9 protein-coding genes and 1 pseudogene are annotated in these 21,615 nt (G+C 41.7%); 6 read left to right on the forward strand and 4 right to left on the reverse strand.

The annotated features are described in order from the left end of the window. The first annotated feature begins 184 nt into the window (after window positions 1–184). Together HWQ44_RS10485 and HWQ44_RS10490 are read left to right on the forward strand one after the other, a co-directional pair. A complete protein-coding gene (locus HWQ44_RS10485; RefSeq protein WP_334728585.1) occupies window positions 185–1,993 on the forward strand; it encodes a response regulator in 1,809 nt (602 codons plus the stop codon). Window positions 1,994–2,067: 74 nt separating this feature from the next. Further along, on the forward strand, window positions 2,068–7,908 hold the full coding sequence (locus HWQ44_RS10490; RefSeq protein ID WP_292718239.1) for a trifunctional serine/threonine-protein kinase/ATP-binding protein/sensor histidine kinase: 5,841 nt from the start codon (window positions 2,068–2,070) through the stop codon (window positions 7,906–7,908). Here the strand turns inward: HWQ44_RS10490 and HWQ44_RS10495 are convergent. The 3 genes and pseudogenes from HWQ44_RS10495 to HWQ44_RS10505 all read right to left on the reverse strand — a co-directional run. Further along, window positions 7,872–8,000, reverse strand: coding sequence for a hypothetical protein (locus HWQ44_RS10495; RefSeq protein WP_292718241.1), 129 nt, complete (start codon window positions 7,998–8,000; stop codon window positions 7,872–7,874). The two genes, HWQ44_RS10490 and HWQ44_RS10495, sit on opposite strands and share 37 nt — an antisense overlap. Beyond that, a complete protein-coding gene (locus HWQ44_RS10500) occupies window positions 8,000–8,794 on the reverse strand; it encodes a HEAT repeat domain-containing protein (protein WP_292718243.1) in 795 nt (264 codons plus the stop codon). The genes HWQ44_RS10495 and HWQ44_RS10500 overlap by 1 nt, the downstream gene beginning before the upstream one ends. A gap of 209 nt (window positions 8,795–9,003) precedes the next feature. Continuing rightward, window positions 9,004–9,207, reverse strand: a pseudogene (locus HWQ44_RS10505) (3' terminal RNA ribose 2'-O-methyltransferase Hen1); the annotation flags it as partial. A 54-nt stretch (window positions 9,208–9,261) separates the two neighbouring features. On the opposite strand from HWQ44_RS10505, the gene HWQ44_RS10510 reads away from it, so the two are divergent. Then, window positions 9,262–15,078 (forward strand): AAA family ATPase, encoded by a 5,817-nt coding sequence (locus HWQ44_RS10510; RefSeq protein ID WP_292718245.1) that lies wholly within the window; start codon window positions 9,262–9,264, stop codon window positions 15,076–15,078. A gap of 34 nt (window positions 15,079–15,112) precedes the next feature. On the opposite strand, the gene HWQ44_RS10515 is transcribed toward HWQ44_RS10510, so the two are convergent. Continuing rightward, entirely contained in the window at window positions 15,113–16,240 is a 1,128-nt protein-coding gene (locus HWQ44_RS10515; RefSeq protein ID WP_292718247.1) for an ABC transporter ATP-binding protein, read from the reverse strand. Window positions 16,241–16,535: 295 nt separating this feature from the next. On the opposite strand from HWQ44_RS10515, the gene mrdA (HWQ44_RS10520) reads away from it, so the two are divergent. From mrdA (HWQ44_RS10520) to HWQ44_RS10530, 3 genes are all read left to right on the forward strand, one after another. Then, entirely contained in the window at window positions 16,536–18,383 is a 1,848-nt protein-coding gene (mrdA, locus tag HWQ44_RS10520) for a penicillin-binding protein 2 (RefSeq protein WP_292718249.1), read from the forward strand. Window positions 18,384–18,931: 548 nt separating this feature from the next. Continuing rightward, window positions 18,932–20,764 (forward strand): penicillin-binding protein 2, encoded by a 1,833-nt coding sequence (gene mrdA, locus HWQ44_RS10525; protein WP_292718251.1) that lies wholly within the window; start codon window positions 18,932–18,934, stop codon window positions 20,762–20,764. A gap of 45 nt (window positions 20,765–20,809) precedes the next feature. Further along, complete coding sequence (locus HWQ44_RS10530) at window positions 20,810–21,586, forward strand: serine hydrolase (RefSeq protein ID WP_292718253.1); 777 nt, start codon at window positions 20,810–20,812, stop codon at window positions 21,584–21,586. The last annotated feature ends 29 nt before the right edge of the window (window positions 21,587–21,615 follow it).

Below are 21,615 nucleotides of genomic sequence, written 5' to 3' on the forward strand. Positions count from 1 at the left end.
GGGACTGGGGACTGGGGACTGGGGACTGGGGACTGGGGACTGGGGACTGGGGACTAGGGACTAGAAAAGAATTCTTGTAATCTCAATCTCCAATCCCCAATCTCCAATCTCCAATCTCCAATCCCCAATCCCCAATCCCCAATCTCCAATCCCCAATCCCCAATCCCCAATCCCCATTTTTCCTATGACAGTATTCTCTACAAATTCCATTACATTTAACAGTGCCGTTACCAACCAGTTTGACAATGGCATTATCCTGATTGTCGATGATGTGCCAAATAACTTGAAGGTGCTTTCAGATACCTTAGCCAATGCTGGTTTTGAAGTTGCGATCGCCACGAGTGGTGAAGGGGCGCTACAACAATTAGAACATACTCCAGTGTCTTTGATTTTACTGGATGTGATGATGCCGGGGATGAATGGCTTTGAAACCTGTCAGCACATCAAAGCTAATCTGAAAACCCAAAATATTCCAATTATCTTTATCACAGCCCTTTCGGAATCGGTGAATAAAGTCACAGGTTTTGAACTAGGAGCCGTTGACTACATTACCAAACCGTTTCAACAAGGTGAAGTGTTAGCGCGGGTGCGATCGCACTTAAAGCTTAACCACTTGAGTCAGTCTCTTGAAGCCAGAAATACAGAACTGCAACAACTCACCCAGCAACTAGAGCAACGAGTTACTGAACGAACCCAGGAACTATTTGGATCGATTGAAACCCTCAAACAAACTCAACAATTGATGCGCTTAGTATTTGATACTATTCCCCACTGGGTAGGCTGGAAAGATACCAATTCAGTTTATTTGGGCTGTAATCAAAGTTTGGCTACTATATTAAACTTAAGTTCGCCTGATGAAATTGTGGGTAAAACTGACTATGACTTACTGATCAGTAAAGAAGAATGTGATTGGTATCGTGTGTGCGATCGCCGCGTCATGGAATCTGGTAAAGCAGAACTCCACATAATTGAACAATGGCAACGGACGGATGGTCAGCAAATTTGGTTAGATACGAGCAAGATGCCTTTACGCGATGCCAAGGGAAATGTGTTCGGCATTTTATTGGTGACAGAAGACATTACCAAACGTCAGCTGGCACAAGAAGAACTCAAACAACAAAAACAAAATCTAGAAGAAGCACTAGCAGAACTTCAAGGCACTCAAGTACGATTGGTGCAAAGTGAAAAAATGTCGGCACTAGGAAACCTTGTAGCGGGGGTGGCACATGAAATCAATAACCCTGTTGGCTTCCTGGGCGGTAATATTCAACCTGCCTTAGATTATATCAAGGATATATTTGGCTTAATTGATTTGTATCAACAGGAATATTCTCCTCCCAGTGGAATAATTCAAAACGAAATCGAAGCAATTGACCTCGATTATATCCGCGAAGACTTACCTAAGTTAGTCGGTTCTATGCAAGAAGGTGTGAAGCGAATTCGGGATATTAGTACTTCTTTACGAACCTTCTCTCGTGCTGATAGCGATCGCCCCGTTGCTTGCAATATTCATGATGGCATCGACAGCACCATTTTGATTCTCAAACATCGTCTCAAATCCTCAGAAACCCGCCCAGAAATTCAAGTTATCAAAGAATATGGTCAGCTACCATTAGTAGAATGCTTTGCTGGGCAGTTGAATCAGGTATTTATGAATATTTTAGCGAATGCTATTGATGCTTTGGAAGAGTCAAATATTGGACGCGCTTTTGAAGATATAAAAGCTCATCCCAATTTTATCACGATTATTACTCAGGTTAGTGAAAATAAGCAAAAAGTAATTATTAAGATTAAAGATAATGGTAAGGGAATGAATGAACAAATAAAATCAAAAATATTTGATCATTTATTTACGACCAAAGCCGTTGGTAAAGGCACAGGGTTAGGATTAGCGATCGCTCGTCAAATCGTTGAAGAAACCCACGGTGGAAGATTGAGTTTTAACTCAGTTATCGGTGAAGGTACGGAGTTTATTCTTGAGATACCAGTGTAATTTTTGGCTATTTTTGGTAAACAATTTCAAGCATCTGGGAATACTAAATCTGGAAACCTTAAAGATTTAGCAGTATGGTTAGCACTCTTGTCAATATTCCTGGATACAAGGTTAGCGAAGAACTCTACAATGGTTCTAGAACCATTGTGTATCGAGGGTATCGAGAAACTGACTCATTACCTGTAGTTATTAAACTGCTGAAAAATCCTCATCCGAGTTTTAGCGAACTCTTGTCGTTTCGGAACCAGTACACCATAGCTAAAAATCTTAACTCACCGCTAATCGTCCAAACTTATAGGCTAGAACCCTATCAAAATGGCTATGCGCTGGTGATGGAAGACTTTGGGGGAATTTCCCTCAAGGAATGGGGAATCAAGGGAAGGGGAAAATCTCTACAGGAGTTTTTAGAAATTGCGATCGCACTGTGCAATACCTTAGATATATTATATCACGAACGGATTATTCATAAAGATATCAAACCTAGCAATATTCTCATTAATCCCGAAACCAAACAAGTTAAATTAATCGACTTTAGTATTGCATCTTTACTACCACGGGAAACCCAAACGCTAGTCAATCCCAATATTTTAGAAGGAACACTCGCTTATATTTCTCCAGAACAAACAGGAAGAATGAATCGGGGGATTGACTACCGCACTGATTTTTATTCTTTGGGCGTGACATTTTACGAGTTACTTACAGGAAATTTACCTTTTGCATCAAACGAGCCAATGGAATTGGTGCATTGTCATATTGCTAAACTTCCACCACTTTTAAGAAATAGAGAAGATATTCCCCAAGTTCTTTGTGATATTCTGATGAAATTGATGGCAAAAAATGCCGAAGATCGATATCAAAGTGCCTTGGGACTGAAGTTTGATTTAGAAAATTGTTTGCATCAGCTACAAGTTGATGGGGAAATTCCGAGTTTTGAAATTGCTCGTAGGGATGTGTGCGATCGCTTCATCATTCCTGATAAACTTTATGGACGAGAAACCGAAATATTAACTTTACTCCAAGCCTTTGAGAGAGTCAGCCTTGGTGCAACAGAAATGATGCTGGTAGCAGGTTTTTCAGGAATTGGAAAAACTGCGGTTGTCAACGAAGTTCATAAACCGATTGTTCGCCAACGCGGTTATTTTATCAAGGGCAAATACGACCAATTTCAACGGAATATTCCCTTCAGTGCATTTGTCCAAGCATTCCGGGATTTAATGGGGCAATTGTTAACAGAAAGTGATGCACAGATTCAGGAATGGAAAAGCAAGATTTTAGATGCTGTTGGGGAAAATGGACAGGTAATTATTGAAGTCATCCCCGAATTATCAAGAATTATTGGCGAACAACAACCCGCCATAGAATTATCAGGAACGGCGGCACAAAATAGATTTAATTTATTATTTCAACAATTTACCCAAGTTTTCACTAGTGCGGAACATCCATTAGTGATGTTTTTAGATGATTTGCAATGGGCAGATTCGGCATCATTGAAGTTAATGCAGCTTTTAATGGCTGATACAGGTCATCTTTTGTTAATTGGTGCATACCGTGATAATGAAGTCAATCTAGGACATCCATTGATGTTGGCTTTGAGTGAAATCAAAAAAAGCAAAGCGACGATTAATACAATTACTTTAGCACCACTGAGTCAACTCAAAGTGAATCAGTTAGTTGGTGACACACTTAAATGTACAGAAACTTCGGCATGGACTCTTTCTCAATTAATCTATCAGAAAACTCAAGGAAATCCGTTTTTCGCAATCCAGTTTCTCAAAGCATTGCATCAAGAAAATATGATTCAATTTGATATTGAGTTAGGCTGTTGGCAATGTGACATTACCCAAGTGATGACTCAAGCCGTTACAGATGATGTTGTTGCCTTTATGGGTTTTCAATTGCGAAAACTACCGCTATCAACTCAACAGGTGTTACAGCTAGCTGCTTGTATTGGGAATCAGTTTGATTTAGCAAGTTTAGCAATTGTTTCTAAACAATCTAAAATCGAAACATCTGCGGCTTTGTGGAAAGGATTACAAGAAGGGTTGATTTTACCAAACGGTGATGTTTATAAATTTTATATTGGGCAAGAAATTGCACGTACACCGGAAAATATTCAGACTGTTACATACAAGTTTTTACACGATCGCGTCCAACAAGCCGCTTATTCTCTGATTCCCGATGACCAAAAACAACTGACGCACTTAAAAATTGGGCAATTGCTTTTAAGTGTAATGAGCGAGACGGAAAAAGAGGAAAAAATCTTTGAGATTGTCAATCAATTAAATAAAGGAGCCGATTTAATTGTTGCAGAAACTGAACGTGAGGAATTAGCAAAGTTAAATCTAGTTGCTGCCCAAAGAGCTAAATCTGCAACCGCTTACGTCGCAGCAATTGAATACGCTACTAAAGGTATACAACTTCTCACAACAAGTTGTTGGCAGCAATGCTATGAACTAACGTTAGCTCTGCATGATTTAGCCGCAGAAGTAGCCTGTCTGAGTGGTGATTTTAAGCAAATGGAGCAGATAGTTGACGAAGTAGTGCAAAATGCTCGTCAATTACTAGACAAAGTGAAAGTCTATGAAGTGAGAATTTTGGCCGAGGTGGCCCAGAGTCAACAGCCCAAAGCTATTAAAACCGCTCTTTCGACTTTAAAATTATTTGGAGTATTGTTTCCAGAGCAGCCGACTGACGCAGATATTACTGAAAGTTTGCAACAGACTCAAGATGTATTAAAAGGAAAACATTTAGAAGATTTCTTGGAACTGCCGGAAATGAAAGACTTCCAAGCCCTGGCAACAATCCGAATTTTAGCGGCGGTGACAGCAGCAATCTATCAAGCGGTTCCAGAATTACTGCCGTTAGTCGTGTGTAAGCAGATTAGGTTATCAGTGGAATACGGTAATGCTGCGGTATCAGCACAGGCTTATGCTTGGTATGGAGTAATTTTGTGCGGTATTGGAGAAATAGATTTAGGCGATCGCATTGGTGAACTGGCAATGGGACTACTATCACGCTTCCAAAGCAAAGAATTTAAAGCCAGCACGATTAACATGGTTTATCCCTTCGTGAAGCCTTGGAAACATCATATTCAAAATTCACTCGCTCCTTTGCTCGACGGATACCACAGCGGTCTGGAGATGGGTACTTTAGAATATGCTGCCTACTGTGCCTACAATTACTGTTCGCTTTCCTATTTTCTCGGAAAAGATTTGTCAATCCTAGAACCAGAGATGAAGGTTTACAATCAGGCATTGGCTCAACTCAAGCAGGAAGTTGCTCATAATTATCTGAGAGTCTTTTACCAATCCGTCTTAAATTTACTCGCAGAGAGCAAGTGTCCTTGGGAAATTCAAGGTGTAATCTATGACGAACAAATCATGTTGCCCTTGCATCAGAAGGCCAACGATCTTTACGCAATGGGAACACTGTATATCAATAAATTAATTCTTTGTTACTTGTTTAATGAGTGGGAACAAGCTATCAAAGTGGCGGCTGATGCCAAACAATATTTAAGTGGAGTATCCGGTTGTTTTATGGTGCCGGTGTTTCACTTTTACGATTCATTGACTCATCTGGCGATGTTACCCAACGCTCAAGGTAAGGAATGCCTGCCCCAGCAAGTTGTTGACAACCAGAAGAAGCTGGAACAATGGGCAAACCATGCACCCACAAACCATTTACACAAATTTTATTTGGTTGAAGCAGAGCAGTATCGGGTATTAGGGCGGATGTATGAAGCAATGGATTACTACGATCGCGCGATCGCCTCTGCCAAAGCAAATGCATATATTCAAGAAGAAGCCCTAGCGAATGAACTCGCAGGCAAATTTTACCTCAACTGGGGGAAAGAAAAAGTCGCCCAAGCATATATGCAAGAAGCATATTACTGCTACGCACGTTGGGGGGCGAAAGCCAAGGTTGCCGATCTGGAAAGACGCTATCCGCAATTGTTAGCCCTTATCCTCCAGCAAACCCATTCTCCTTTCTCTACTAACGAAACAATCTTCTCATTGGCAAGTGTTACACCCACGAATTCCGGCACTTCCCACAGTAGTAGTGTCTCTGTTGCTTTAGATTTAGCTGCTATTCTGAAAGCTTCTCACACGATTTCAGGCGAAATTGAATTTGAAAAACTGCTTTCATCGTTGCTTGAAATCGTCATTGAAAATGCTGGGGCTGATAAATGCGTGTTCATGCTGTTGCGAAACGATTCGCTAGGCGATACCAAAGGTGAACGTCTGCTAATTAAAGGATCAATTACCGTGGGGATGCAGCCAGTAGTGTTGCAACGCCTTCCCATTGAAGACAGTCAAGACATTCCCCTGAAGCTGATTTACAAAGTGAAGCACGATAGACAGACTGCTGTGATACTTGATGCGAGTGCCGATCCGACCTTAGCCAACGACCCCTATATCATGCGTCAGCAACCGAAAAGTATCTTGTGTAGCCCGATTTTGCATCAAGGTAAATTGATGGGCATTTTATATCTAGAAAATAATTTAGCAACGGGGGCGTTTACTAGCGATCGCATTGAACTCCTGAATTTACTCTGCGCTCAAGCGGCAATTTCTTTGGAAAATTCCCGGCTTTATGAGCGATCGCTAGAATATGCTCAACAACTAGAGCGATCGTTCGCTGAGTTGAGTGAGAGTAACTCTCGCTTTGAGAAACTTGTAGATAATGTTCCTGGCGTTGTTTTTCAATATCGCATGAGTGCCGATGGGGTTATATCGTTGAGCTACATTAGTGCCGACTGTTACAGCTTACTAGAAATTACCCCGGAGCAAGCCATGTCAAATTGGCAGTTTTTCGACAATCTAGTGCATCCAGATGATGCCGTGAGTTATCAGCAGTCCCAAACTCAAGCCATTCAAGCCCTATCTCCCTGGCAATGGTCAGGACGAATTATTACACCCTCTGGAATTATCAAGTGGATTTATGGGGAATCTCGAATCCAAATATTTGCCGATCGATCTATGGTGTGGGATGGATTATTTGTGGATATTAACGATCGCAAAGTTGCAGAACTTGCCTTGCAACAAAAATCACTCTTATTAGAACAAGCGCTCGCCGATTTGCAAAATGCCCAATTACAAATGGTGCAAACTGAAAAAATGTCTGCACTCGGAAACTTAGTTGCTGGTGTAGCTCATGAAATGAATAATCCCCTTGGTTTTATTTCTGCCAGTCTCAAACAAGCTAAACCGACTATCGCTGATATTGTTGAACATCTGGGACTATATCAAGTAAGTTTACCTCACAAAAGTGAACAAATCATTGAACACGCCGAAGAAATCGACTTGGATTATAGTTTAGAAGACTTGCCCAAGATGATTGATTCCATGTCTATGGCTTGCGACAGGTTGAAAAACATCAGCACCAGTTTACGTACTTTTTCTCGTGCCGATCAAGATTACAAAGTGCCTTTCAATATTCACCAAGGCATAGATAGCACCATTCTCATACTCAAACATCGTCTGAAAGCAAATGAACAACGTCCTGCAATTGAAGTTATCACCAACTACGGGAAGTTACCCGAAATTGAATGCTTCCCCGGTCAATTAAATCAGGTATTTATGAATCTTCTCGCAAATGCTATTGATGCGTTAGATGAATCTAATCATGGACGCAGCTTTGAAGAGATTAAAGCCAACCCTAACTGCATTACAATTACAACCTCAGTCGAAAATAATCTAGTTAAAGTTTCCATTACTGATAATGGCAAGGGGATGAGCGAAGAAGTTAAACAAAGAATATTTGACCATTTATTTACAACAAAAGCTGTTGGTAAAGGCACAGGATTGGGATTGGCGATCGCTCGTCAAATCGTTGAAGAAACCCACGGTGGAAAATTAAGTTTTAACTCGGTTCTGGGTCAGGGTACAGAATTTGTGATTGAAATTCCGGTATGATTTTTGGCTTGGAGGCGGAAGGCTATCCCAGACACGGAACCAGAAGTACCGATGAGGACAATTAGAGATAGTTCAGGAATAGTCAGCTTCATTAAGTTTGCTCCTGGCAATTATTTATAGCGCTTTCTAGCAAGTTATTATTTTCAGTCCACCGCTGTTGTAATTGCATCAAAGCTGGATAAAGTCTTAAGTCGGCGAATTGTTCTGCTGCTTCAATGGCAAGTACACCTACATAGTCAGACAATAATTCTTCTATCAATCGAGTTAATATTCGTGAATCTTTTCTTTTGGCTAAACCAACTAATGCTTCTCCATAAATTTCATAATTTTCATCTGTATTCTCATTAATAAAACGCTGATAAAGTGCTTCTCGAATAGCTGTTGTATCAGTTTCAATTTGCGAACCTAATCCAAAAGTTGCCCAGTTTCGCACATCTCCATCCCGATCTGAAGACAATTCAATGAGAGTGCTGATTGCTAATTCATCTTCATATCCCAAAAGACCAAAGACAACTCCATAACGCACAGATGGGCTGGGGTGGCTTTTCAGTCGAATTAATGGGGCGATCGCTCTAGCATCGTGCAGATGTCCTAGTGCAATTCCAATTGAGTTAAGGACATCAGTATTTTGCTCACATTCCAGCAATTCTAGTAAAATCGTTAAAGACTCATGAGGAAAAGTCCGATGGGGTATCCCAAGCTGACCTAATATATCAGCACCTAATTGTCTTTCCCTTGCGTTTTGACTGTTGCACAACTTTGATGCAGCTGCAAAAACTTCGTGATTGCCGCGAAAGTGCAAAATCCCAACTAGATCACCATTTTCTTCCTTGAGAGCCAGTTCTATCAGTTCTTGGGTAGAGCGAGGGTCACTTTGCCAGTTCATCTTCTAAACACCGCCATTTGTGTGGGTGAATCGACTTCTGGATCTTCCATCCCTATCGGTTGAAATTCCACAGTGTAGTCAAAGCTTTTTGCTACTTGGTTTGCCCAGTTTTGAAACTGCGATCGCGTCCATTCCAAGCGGTGCCTTGATGTCGCAATTTTCCCGCTGGAAGGTTCTCAAATTTGATATTGTATTCAATATTGGGCATTGTCACCACCGCGACAAGGTAAAACCGACAGTTTTGCTATTAAAGGCATGGGGGTTTGCGCTAATTATGCTAAGTCTTTGCAGCGACCTCCTAAAGCCGTACTAAACACCTGAGCGATCGCTACACTCAAAAAAAAAGAAGCAACATAAGGGCGATCGCTGACATATTGTTTTAGCGTTGCACCGCGTCCCCGCACCAACTTTACAGATCGACATCATATCTGGGAACACTATATCTGGAGTCTTAAAGATTTAGCAGTATGGTTAGTACAAGAGTCAATATTCCCGGATATAAAGTAAGCGAAGAACTCTACAATGGTTCTAGAACCATTGTTTATCGAGGGTATAGAGAGACTGACTCATTACCTGTAGTGATTAAACTGCTGAAAAATCCTTATCCGAGTTTCAGCGAACTCCTATCGTTTCGCAATCAGTACACTATTGCCAAAAATCTTAACTCACCGCTAATCGTTCAAACCTACAGCCTGGAACCCTACCAAAATAGTTATGCATTGGTGATGGAAGATTTTGGCGGGATTTCTTTGAAGAAGTGGGGAGTGAGAGGAAATCTGGAATCTTTGATGGAGTTTTTAGAAATAGCGATCGCACTGTGCAACATCTTAGATATATTGTATCGCGATCGCGTTATTCATAAAGATATCAAACCCGCCAATATTCTCATTAATCCCGAAACCAAACAAGTTAAATTAATTGACTTTAGTATTGCATCCCTACTACCACGGGAAACTCAAACACTGATGAATCCCAATGTCTTGGAAGGGACACTTGGTTATATTTCTCCCGAACAAACAGGAAGAATGAATCGGGGGATTGACTACCGGACTGACTTTTATTCTTTAGGTGTCACTTTTTACGAGTTATTGACAGGAGAATTACCGTTCCATTCAAACGATCCAATGGAGTTGGTACATTGTCATTTAGCAAAACTTCCACCGATGTTAGGGGATAGAGAAAAGATTCCCCAAGTTCTCTGTGACATCGTAATGAAATTGATGGCAAAAAATGCTGAAGACCGATATCAGAGTGCATTAGGACTGAAATTTGATTTAGAAACTTGTTTATCTCAACTCCAAGAAACTGGTGAAATTAAGAGTTTCCCAATTGCTCAACGGGATCTGTGCGATCGCTTTATTATCCCTGATAAACTTTATGGACGAGAAACAGAAGTAGAAACTCTCCTGCAAGCATTTGAGAGAGTCAGCCTTGGTGCGACAGAAATGATGCTGGTGGCTGGTTTTTCGGGTATTGGTAAAACCGTTGTAGTTAACGAAGTTCATAAACCAATCGTCAAAAAACGCGGTTATTTTATCAAAGGGAAATATGACCAATTTCAACGAAATATTCCCTTTAGTGCTTTTGTGCAAGCCTTCCGCGATTTAATGGGGCAATTATTAACAGAAAGCGATGCTCAAATCCAGCAATTTAAAACCAATATCTTAGCGGCTGTAGGTGATAATGGACAGGTAATTATTGAAGTCATCCCCGAATTAGAAAGAATTATTGGTCAGCAACCACCTGTTACAGAATTATCAGGAACTGCCGCCCAAAATCGGTTTAATTTATTATTTCAAAAATTTACCCAAGTCTTTACCAGTGAAAAACATCCATTAGTGATGTTCTTAGATGATTTACAATGGGCAGATTCAGCATCGTTGATGTTAATACAGTTATTAATGGCTGATACAAAACATCTTTTCTTAATTGGTGCTTATCGTGATAACGAAGTCAATTCAGCACATCCATTAATGTTGACTTTGAATAATATCCAAAAAACAGTAGCTACAATTAATACGATTACTTTAGCACCTCTAAGTCAATCGCAAGTAAATCAATTAGTTGCTGACACACTTAAATGTACAAAAGATTTGGTATTACCTGTTTCTCAATTGGTATTTCAGAAAACTCAGGGTAATCCGTTTTTTGCCATACAGTTTCTTAAGGCACTACACCAAGATGGATTAATTGAATTCACCCCCCCTTACCAAGGCAGGGCTACGGGGGGGTGGCAATGTGATATCACCCAAATAAATCAGCAAGCGGTGACAGATGATGTTGTTAAGTTCATGGTATTTCAATTACAAAGATTGCCTCAATCAACTCAAAATGTATTGCAGTTAGCCGCTTGCATTGGCAATCAATTTGATTTAGCAACTTTGGCAATTGTTTGGGAGTCATCAGAAATTGAAACAGCTGCTAGTTTATGGAAAGCTTTACAAGAAGGGTTGATTTTACCAATTAGTGATGTTTATAAATTTTATCAGGGAGAAAATCACGATCGATTGGCGCTGTCAACTGGGAATACCAATAAACAATTAGCCAAATATAGATTTTTGCATGACAGAGTACAACAAGCTGCCTATTCTCTAATTCCTGATAACCAAAAACAAGCAACTCATCTCAAAATTGGTCAATTACTTCTACAAAATTCTTCTCAAATAGAACAAGAAGAAAAACTGTTTGATATTGTTGGACATTTGAATTTAGGGCAAGAGTTGATTGCCCAATCAAACGAGCGAGAAGCCTTGGCTCGACTTAACTTAGCCGCAGGATATAAAGCGAAAAATTCTACTGCTTATGCTGCGGCCAGAGTCTATTTACAGACCGGGATTGAGCTACTCACAGTGAATTGCTGGCACGATCGATATGAATTGACCCTGAGTCTCTATGTTGCCGCCGCCGAAGCCGCCTACTTAAATGCTGACTTTGATGGCATGGAACAGATAGCAGTACAGGTGTTGCAATCAGCCCAGACGATTTTAGACAAAGTTAAAATTTACGAAATTCAAATTGCTGCCCAAACAGCCCAGAGCAGACTATTAGAAGCGATCGCAGTTGGCAGAGATGCCTTAAAGCAATTGGGAGTTGAGCTACCCATTGAGCCAAACAATGCTGAGATTGGTAAAGCTTTACAAGTCCTTGCTAGTCAACTCGCAAGCAAACGAATTGAGGAACTAGCTGACTTACCAGCGATGACAGATCCCCAAGCACAGGCAGCCATGCAACTGTTAGGAATGCTGTTTGCACCCGTTTTCCAAGGAATGCCGGGTTTATTGCCCCTGATTAGCTGCACAATGGTCAGCCTATCGCTTCAGTTTGGGAATACGCCCGCCTCCACTGTGGGGTATGCGCTGCACGGAATGGTGCTGTGTGCCTTTTTGGGAGAGGTTGAAGGGGGCTACGATTTTGGGCAATTGGCATTGAATTTGCTAGATCGGTTCAATGTGCGGGAATTCAAATCCATAATTTCCATGTTGTTTGGTGGCTTTATTCAACATCACCAAGAAGCTCTCTCGGCAACGATACCGTTGCTGAAAGCTGGTTTTACCTCTGGCATGGAAACTGGCGATTTTTTACACGCTGGCTATAACGTCTGTTGTTACAGCTATGCAGTCTTTTGGAGTGGCTTTGAACTTAGCAATTTGGAATTAGATATCGCAAGTTACAACGCCGCCTTAACTCAGGCGAAGCAACATTCTGCCCAGACTTATGTGAGTATTATGCGGCAGGCGGCACAGAACTTTAGGGAAACCCAAATTCAGCCCGATTGTTTGAGCGGCAGTATCTACGATGAAACGGTGATGATTTCCAAACATCGTCAGGCTAATGAACTTACGGTGATGGCTGAGTTGTATATCTACAAACTGTTGCTTGCCTATTCTTTTGGTGATTACAAAGCTGCGATCGCTTACATTGAGGAAGGGGAAAAGTATTTACTCGCAGTATCAGGATTGATTTTTGTTCAAATTTTCCATTTCTACGCAGCCCTGACATACCTAGCCCAATTTTCCACCCAGCCAGAAATTGAACTTTCCGTAATTCTCGCCCAGGTAGAAATCCATCAAACCACTCTGCACCGTTGTGCACAAAATACTTCCACAAATCATCTGCATAAATGGCATTTAGTTGAGGCTGAAAAACAAAGAGTTTTGGGCAATAAAGCAGAGGCACTTGAAAATTACGATCGCGCCATAACTCTAGCTAAAGCCAACGGCTACATCCAAGAAGAAGCACTTAGCAATGAATTAGTAGCCAAATTTTATTTCGATTGGGGTAAAGAAAGAGTTGCCCAAGCATATATGCAAGAAGCATACTACTGTTACGCTCGTTGGGGTGCAAAAGCCAAAATAGAAGACCTAGAAAAACGCTATCCCCAACTACTCCAATCCATTCTGCAACAGCAACGAATCAACTTCAATACCCTAGAAACTATTAGCTTTCGTGGCACTTCTTCATCTACTCGCACTTCTACCACTGGCAGCACTAGTATTTCTCATGCACTAGATTTTACCTCTGTCCTCAAAGCTGCTCAAGCTATTTCCAGTTCTCTGGAATTAGATCAACTTATTGTCAGCTTGACCCACATTATCCTAGAAAACTCTGGCGCGAAAAAATCTGCACTAATTCTTCCCCAAAATGATACTTGGCAAGTTAGGGCAATTACCTCGATCAATCATCAGGAAATACAAACCATTCTTGAACCACAATCACTAAATACTTGTCAAGATATTCCTGTAAATATTATCAATTATGTCAAAAATACCAAGCAAACAGTTGTTATAGACAATTGCAAAACAGATATTATTGGATTGATTGGGGAATATATGCACTCCTCACAACCCCAGAGTGTATTATGTACCCCAATTATTAATCAAGGGCATCTAGTAGGGATTCTTTACCTAGAAAATCAACTGACTCAAGGGGTATTTACTAGCGATCGCCTTTCTCTTGTAAATTTCCTCTGCACCCAAGCCGCAATTTCTTTAGAAAATGCCCAGTTATATAATCATCTCCAGGAGCGAGAAAAGTTTCTCAGTAGTATTTACGAAGGTGTTGGCTGTCTGATCTTTGTGATTGATGTCCGGGATAATGCTAAGTTTGAGTACACAGGATGGAGTAAATCATGCGAATTTGCAGTTGGTATACCTGCTTCCCAAGTGCTAGGAAAAACTTCCCAAGAATTACATGGTGATGAAGCTGCCGTAGTATATCAAAATCATTTACGTTGCTTCCAAACCGGAATACCCATCACCTATGAAGAATGTCTAACATTTAATGACCACAAAACTTGGTGGTTAACCACACTCAGTCCATTAAAAGATCAGACGGGCAAAGTTTATCGCATAGTTGGAACAACCATTAATATTAGCGATCGCAAACAAGCTGAATCAGTGGTTACAGAAAAATCTCAAGCCCTCGGAACTGCCTTAGAAGATTTACAACAAGCCCAATTACAAATTGTTCAAAGTGAAAAAATGTCTGCACTGGGTAATTTAGTTGCTGGCGTAGCCCATGAAATGAATAATCCTTTAGGCTTTATTGCTGCAAGTCTCAAACAAGCTAAACCCACTATTGCTGATGTTGTGCAACACTTAAAACTTTATCAAAAAAGTTTACCTAATCCGGGTGCTGAAATTATTGACCATGCAGAAGAAATTGACTTAGATTATAGTTTAGAAGATTTACCCAAGACAATAGATTCAATGGTGATGGCGTGCGATCGCCTCAAAAATATCAGCACTAGTTTAAGAACTTTCTCTCGCGCTGATAAAGATTATAAAGTGCCATTTAAAATTCATGAAGGGATTGAAAGTACAATTTTAATTCTCAAACATCGCCTCAAAGCCAATGAGCAACGTCCAGCAATTGAAGTCATAACCGATTATGGCAGCTTGCCTCAAGTGGAATGTTTTCCTGGACAATTAAACCAGGTATTTATGAATATCCTAGCTAATGCCATTGATGCCTTAGATGAGTCGAATACTGGGCGAAATTTTGCAGAAATCCAAGAAAACCCGAACAAGATTACAATTCAAACCTCATTGAAAGATAATCAGGTGAAAATAACGATTACCGATAATGCTAAAGGGATGAGTGAAGAAGTCAAACAAAAGATATTTGACCATTTATTTACGACAAAATCTGTAGGCAAAGGAACGGGTTTAGGATTAGCGATCGCCCGTCAAATTGTTGTGGAAAAACACGGAGGTTCGATACACTGCAACTCCTCCCCAGGAAAAGGTACAGAGTTTGCGATCGCAATTCCAGTGCGGCAATGAAAAGTGCTGAGTAGAGGCTTTCTATGACCATTAACTATTGACTAATAGCTAAACAATCTGTTTCTGTCCACCAAGCGTAAATAGGCGTGTTGCGGTCTGGTAAAGTGCCAAAAGTATTCGGTTGCAACACATTGATGCTAATGCCATTTGTTAATTCCACAACATAATTAACGTGTGTGCCCAAATACATCACGTTGACAAGCCGTCCTTCAAAGCAGTTAGCTGGCAAATTGGGTGGATAAAGTGAAAGCTGTATTTTTTCTGGGCGTACACTCACTACCACAGCTTGTGATAACTCAGATGGTGTATCTTCAGTGCGGCTAATGATAATTGAGAGTCCTGTTTTCGTCGAAATTTGCACATTAGAGGCGTCTACCTCGACGATTTCACCGCTGAATAAATTAGTATCGCCAATAAAATCAGCAACAAAGGATGTGCAGGGACGTTCGTAAATTTCGCTGGGAGTACCAACTTGTTCAATTTTGCCTTGGTTCATCACGGCAATGCGATCGCTCAAAGACAATGCTTCTTCTTGGTCGTGTGTCACCATCACAAAGGTTAATCCCAATTCTTTGTGTAAATTTGATAACTCAACCTGCATTTCTTTACGTAGTTTTAAATCTAACGCCCCTAAAGGTTCATCTAGTAATACCACGGTAGGACGGTTGACTAAAGCCCTGGCTAAAGCTACTCGCTGCTGTTGACCACCAGAAAGTTGATTGGGAAAGCGCGATCGCAAACTTTCCATTTTTACGAGTTTTAAGGCTTCTTGAACTCTAGCTTCAATTTTCGATTTGGGTATTTTTTTTAACCGTAGTCCGAAGGCGATGTTATCCCAGACATTCAGGTGGTTAAATAGAGCGTAACTTTGAAATACAGTATTGACGGGTCGGCGGTAAGGCGGCACATTAGTCATAGACTGACCCTGAATCAACACTTTGCCAGCGTCAGCAATTTCAAACCCAGCAATTAAGCGCAGTATCGTTGTTTTACCACAACCGGAGGGGCCTAAAATACTAAAAAATTCTCCTTGTCTGACATCCAAATCAATTCCATTTACTGCTGGTTCTTGGTTAAAAAACTTGAAGACGTTACGCAGTTCAACATCAAGTGGCTGAAAACTTGTTATCCCCCTCTGATTTTGCATGACAATTTGAGCCATAATCCTCAGTAGAATGCCGTGATTTTACGTTATTTTGTCAATTGCTCTAGTCTTTTGGGCAGACTATATTTGACACTTTGGTTTATTGTATCCGCCAAAAACAATTGTTCAAGAATATACTCGCTCGATTCTTTCATACCCAGTAAAGATAATTAAAATATGGTAAATTTATATACTTGATCTACTACTTAGGGATTCTGCAATTAAGTTAACAATCCTTAAAATTGCATATTAGCAATTGCTAAAAGTCTGGCTGGAATTGCGTTTATTCATTTTGAATTTTGAATTGATACTTATGTCATTATTCCCATCACTTGGCAGCAAAAAAGATACACGTACAGTTGGACGTGGTTTCCAATCAATATTTTTAATCGTATTTACCCTATTAATGACCGCTGGGATTGAGGCTCGTTTGGCTTTCTTGCAAATAGTTGAAGGGCCAAAACTCCGGGAACGAGCTGAAGCAAACCGAATTCGGATGATTCCCAAACAACCAGAACGGGGCAATATTTTTGACCGGAATGGCAAACTTTTAGCTAGCACTCGCTATCCTAGCTCTGTATATTTGTGGCCGATGGCACATACTAAGCCTTCCTGGTCTGTAGTCGGCCCGCGTTTAGCGCAAATTCTCAACATTCCGCAAGATGAGATGGAAAAGAAATTAGAACAAGCTGGTGCTAATTCTTCTTCACTCATCCGGGTTGCTCGCGATTTAAATGAAGCAGAAATTACGGCATTAAAGGAGTATAAAAATGAACTCCCAGAAGTGGAAATAAATACAGACTCTGTACGTTATTATCCCCACGGCAAGCAATTAGCGCACGTATTAGGTTATACACGTGAGTTAACCGCCGACCAGTTAAAGGACAAGAAGGAGTTAGGCTATCGACTGGGAGATGTCATCGGTCAGATGGGCGTGGAAAAGGCTTATGAAAAAGCTCTACGAGGCGAATGGGGCGGTCAGCAAGTGGAAGTGGATGGTGCGGGTAGACCAATCCGGGTTATAGGGGAGAAACAGGCAAAAGCTGGTAATGATTTGCACCTAACTATAGATTTGGATGTGCAAAAGGCAGCCGAAAAAGCTTTAGGAAATCATCGAGGTGCGATCGCAGCACTCGATCCAAACAATGGTGCTGTTTTAGCGTTGGTATCTTACCCCACCTTTGACCCAAATATCTTTTCCAAACAAAAACTCTCGCAAAAAGATTGGGAAAGTGTCCAAGGTAAAGATCATCCCTTGGTGAATCGTGCCCTGAGTGCCTTTCCGCCCGCCAGTACTTTTAAAGTTGTGACTACGACAGCTGGACTGGAATCAGGTGAATTTTCTCCTGACTCAATACTACAAACCTTTGGTTCTCTTACCGTGGGTGGGGTGACATTTGGAGAGTGGAACCACGCCGGATTCGGGCCATTGGGATTTCCCAAAGCGATCGCTATGAGTAGTGATACTTTCTTCTATCAAGTTGGCAGAAAAGTTGGTGGCCCAACTTTAATTAAATGGAGTCGCAAATACGGGTTTGGTCAAAGAACTGGTATTGAATTTCGGGATGAAGAATCAGTAGGCTTGGTTCCAGATGAAACATGGAAACTGAAAGTTTTGAAAACGCCTTGGACTGTTGGCGACACCATTAATATGTCAATTGGTCAAGGCGCTTTGCAAGTGACACCTCTGCAATCAGCGATTATGTTTTCTGTCCCTGCTAATGGTGGGTATCGAGTTCAGCCGCATTTGCTTAAAGATAATGAAGAAGCAAAAAGTTGGCGAGAATCCTTAAATATGAAGGCGACAACTATCAAAGTTCTGCGCGACGGACTGCGGAAGGTGGTGAGTGAAGGTACTGGTAAGCGCTTAGACGTGCCGACAATTGCCCAAGCCTCCGGGAAGAGTGGTACAGCTGAAGCTGGTGTTGGTCGCCCAAATCATACATGGTTTGGTGCTTATGCGCCCAGTAATAAGCCAGAAATTGTGGTTGTGGCCTTTGGGGAAAATACTGGCGAACATGGCGGTACTATTTGCGGGCCGATGGTTTTACAAGTACTAGAAGCTTATTTTCAGCACAAGTATCCAGGTAAGTATCAAAAACCTCAGCCTGACCCATCAGAAGCTAAAACTCAGAATTCAGGACATAGCACTGGAGATTAGTACCGCAAGGCAAAAGTCAAAAGTCAACGAAGAGGCAGGGGGCAGGAAGAGGGAGCGGGGGGGGAATGACCCTTGACTCCTGCCGTGTAGCAGAGCGGAACATGGGTCTGAGTCCCCCACTTCTATTAAGTGGTTCTCGTACCCCTACGGGGAAGCAAGCTACAGGTGGGGTTGAATCCCCATCTGAACTATCGCCCTTGCTCACCGCTCCCTGCTCCCCTGCCTCTTTTTCAAACAGGTATACAGCGTAAGAGTTTCTAGTCTATCCCATTAGTTTTGATGGGTGAAAAAGTTCGTAGTAAGGACTTTAGTCCTAGATTTTTAAGCACTGAAGTGCTTACTACAAACTCATCAAAATTAATGGGACAGACCAGTAGTGTGCAAAGTTTAAAATTCAAAAAGCCTTTGGTCGAGGCAATAGAAGAGATGAGCTTATGATATCAATTGAAAACAAGTAATTACTGCCAATTAGTTTGCCCTTAAATACCTGCTAAGAATTTAGCAGAGTTATTTACAGATAATCTTAATTTTGAAATCCTCTTTGCCTTATGACTTTCCTTAAACCATCTCCACTTGGCGGACAAAAAAATACACGTACTGTTGGACAAAGTTTCCAGCCGATATTTTTAATTATATTTACTCTATTGATGGTGACGGGAATCAGCGTTCGTTTGGCATATTTGCAAATTACTGAAGGAGCAAGCCACCGAAAACGAGCCGAGTCAAATCGAATTCGGATGATTCCCAAACAACCAGAACGAGGCAATATCTTTGACCGCAACGGCAAACTTTTAGCCAGTACTCGCTATCCTCGCTCTGTATATTTGTGGCCGATGGCACATACCAAGCCAGCGTGGTCATTAGTGGGAGCGCGTCTATCTCAAATTCTCGACGTTCCCCAAGAAGAGATGGAAAAGAAACTAGAAGAGGCAGGTGCTAACTCTTCTTCACTCATCCGAATTGCTCGTGACTTGAATGAAGCGCAAATCACAGCATTGAAAGAGTATCAAACTGAACTTAAAGACGTAGAAATTCATACAGAAGCCGTTCGTTACTACCCCCACGCTAAGCAATTAGCTCATGTATTAGGTTATACGCGAGAACTGACCGGCGGTCAGTTAAAAGAAAAGAAGCAGGAAGGCTACAGATTGGGTGATGTAATTGGTCAAATGGGAGTTGAAAAAGCTTATGAGAAAACTCTGCGGGGCGAATGGGGCGGTCAGCAGGTAGAAGTGGATGGTGCTGGTCGCCCGCTCCGGGTTTTGGGCGAGAAACAGGCAAAACCTGGTAACGATTTGCACTTGACCATAGATTTAAATATGCAAAAGACAGCAGAAAAAGCTTTAGGCGATCGCGATGGTGCGATCGTGGCACTCGATCCAAAGAACGGTGCTGTTTTAGCAATGGTATCTCATCCCACCTTTGACCCAAATATTTTCTCGAAGCAGAAACTCACCCAAAAAGATTGGGAATTTGTCCAAGGTGCCGATCATCCCTTGGTGAATCGCGCCCTCAGCGCCTTTCCACCCGCTAGCACCTTCAAAATTGTTACCACCACAGCTGGTCTAGAATCAGGTAAATTTTCTCCTAGCACAGTTCTGCAAACCTACGGTTCCTTGAGTTTTGGCGGCACGCGATTTGGTGAATGGAATCACGCCGGGTTCGGGCCATTGGGTTTTGTCGGAGCATTACAGTGGAGTAGTGATACCTTCTTCTATCAAATTGGTCGCGGAGTCGGCGGCCCAACTTTAATTGAATGGACTCGCAAGTATGGATTTGGTAAAAGAACTGGCTTTGAGTTTGGCAACGAAGAGGCAAAAGGTTTAGTACCAGATGAGGCATGGAAGCAGAAAGCTTGGAAGATACCTTGGACTGTAGGCGACAGCATTAATATGTCAATTGGTCAAGGTGCTTTACAAACGACACCTTTACAAGTCGCCATCATGTTTGCTGTGCCCGCTAATGGTGGCTATCGAGTCCAGCCGCATTTGCTTAAAGACAATGAACAAGCAAAAAGCTGGCGAGCATCTTTAAATATGAAGCCGACAACTATAAGTGTTCTCCGTCAGGGACTACGGAAAGTAGTAGCTGAAGGTACGGGTAAAGCTTTGAAGCAGCCAACAGTTCCGCCAGTGGCTGGTAAGAGTGGTACCGCCGAAGCGTGGAAAGGCCGTGTTAAGCAAAATCACGCTTGGTTTGGAGCCTATGCACCTGCTGAACAGCCAGAAGTTGTGATTGTGGCATTTGCTGAACATTCCGGCGGCGGTGGTGGTAGCATTGCTGCGCCCATGATTTTACAAATTATGGAAGAATATTTTCAGCGTAAGTATCCGGGTAAGTATCAGAAACCAGCGGCTGAAAAGCCAGAAAATAGCAGATGAAACTAGGTATTGAGCATTGTACACTTGTACTGAGCGTTGCCGATTATGATTGACGACTATATTCAAGCCGCAATGACTCAAAATCAGATTCCTGGACTTTCTGTTGCAGTGGTGCAGGAAGGTGAGCCGGTTTTAGTTAAGGGCTATGGACTGGCGAATATTGAACACTCTGTTCCAGCGACTGAACATACAGTTTATGAGATTGCGTCTGTCGGTAAAACTTTCACCGCTACAGCCATAATGATGCTGGTGGAGAAAAGGATAATTTCGCTAGAAGATGCGATCGCAGACTATCTCGATTGTCTACCCCCAGCGTGGCAAAATGTCACAATCGGGCATATTCTGTCTCATCAGTCTGGAATTCCTAGCTATACCGATGCTCCAAACTACTGGGAAATTACCCATCTTAATTTATCTAAATCTGAAATTTTGGCTCTAGTTACTCACCTACCGCTCAAGTTCCAACCGGGTGAGTTTAGCGCCTATGACAACACAGGCTACTATCTACTGGGTTTGATTTTAGAAAAGGTAACTGGACAATCTTATGGAAATTTGTTGCAAGAGGGCATTTTTGCTCCTTTGGGAATGAACGCAACCGTGATGAACGATCCCAAAGACATAGTGCTACACCGGGCTGCTGGCTATCGGTTGCCAAACAGCAAACTTGTTAACAAACCTTACTACAGTCCTTCAGTAACCTATTCTGCTGGAGGTCAACTTTCCAGTGTAGAAGATATGGTGAAGTGGGAACAGGCGCTTTGTCGTGAAACTTTACTAAAGCAATCAACCCTTGATCCAGGGCAAACGCATCTTATTTACTAATAAAAACTAAGGGAGATTCCAAAATGACA

This window comes from Nostoc sp. JL34, assembly GCF_017114945.1.
In the GTDB taxonomy this organism is placed as follows: Bacteria; Cyanobacteriota; Cyanobacteriia; order Cyanobacteriales; family Nostocaceae; genus Nostoc.

What these genes read in the sequence shown, in the direction of transcription:
- HWQ44_RS10515 (WP_292718247.1), bottom strand. Translation starts at nt 16,240, where the DNA reads ATGGCTCAAATTGTCATGCAAAATCAGAGGGGGATAACAAGTTTTCAG.
- HWQ44_RS10490 (WP_292718239.1), top strand. Translation starts at nt 2,068, where the DNA reads ATGGTTAGCACTCTTGTCAATATTCCTGGATACAAGGTTAGCGAAGAA.
- mrdA (WP_292718249.1), top strand. Translation starts at nt 16,536, where the DNA reads ATGTCATTATTCCCATCACTTGGCAGCAAAAAAGATACACGTACAGTT.
- HWQ44_RS10500 (WP_292718243.1), bottom strand. Translation starts at nt 8,794, where the DNA reads ATGAACTGGCAAAGTGACCCTCGCTCTACCCAAGAACTGATAGAACTG.
- HWQ44_RS10495 (WP_292718241.1), bottom strand. Translation starts at nt 8,000, where the DNA reads ATGAAGCTGACTATTCCTGAACTATCTCTAATTGTCCTCATCGGTACT.
- HWQ44_RS10485 (WP_334728585.1), top strand. Translation starts at nt 185, where the DNA reads ATGACAGTATTCTCTACAAATTCCATTACATTTAACAGTGCCGTTACC.
- HWQ44_RS10530 (WP_292718253.1), top strand. Translation starts at nt 20,810, where the DNA reads ATGATTGACGACTATATTCAAGCCGCAATGACTCAAAATCAGATTCCT.
- mrdA (WP_292718251.1), top strand. Translation starts at nt 18,932, where the DNA reads ATGACTTTCCTTAAACCATCTCCACTTGGCGGACAAAAAAATACACGT.
- HWQ44_RS10510 (WP_292718245.1), top strand. Translation starts at nt 9,262, where the DNA reads ATGGTTAGTACAAGAGTCAATATTCCCGGATATAAAGTAAGCGAAGAA.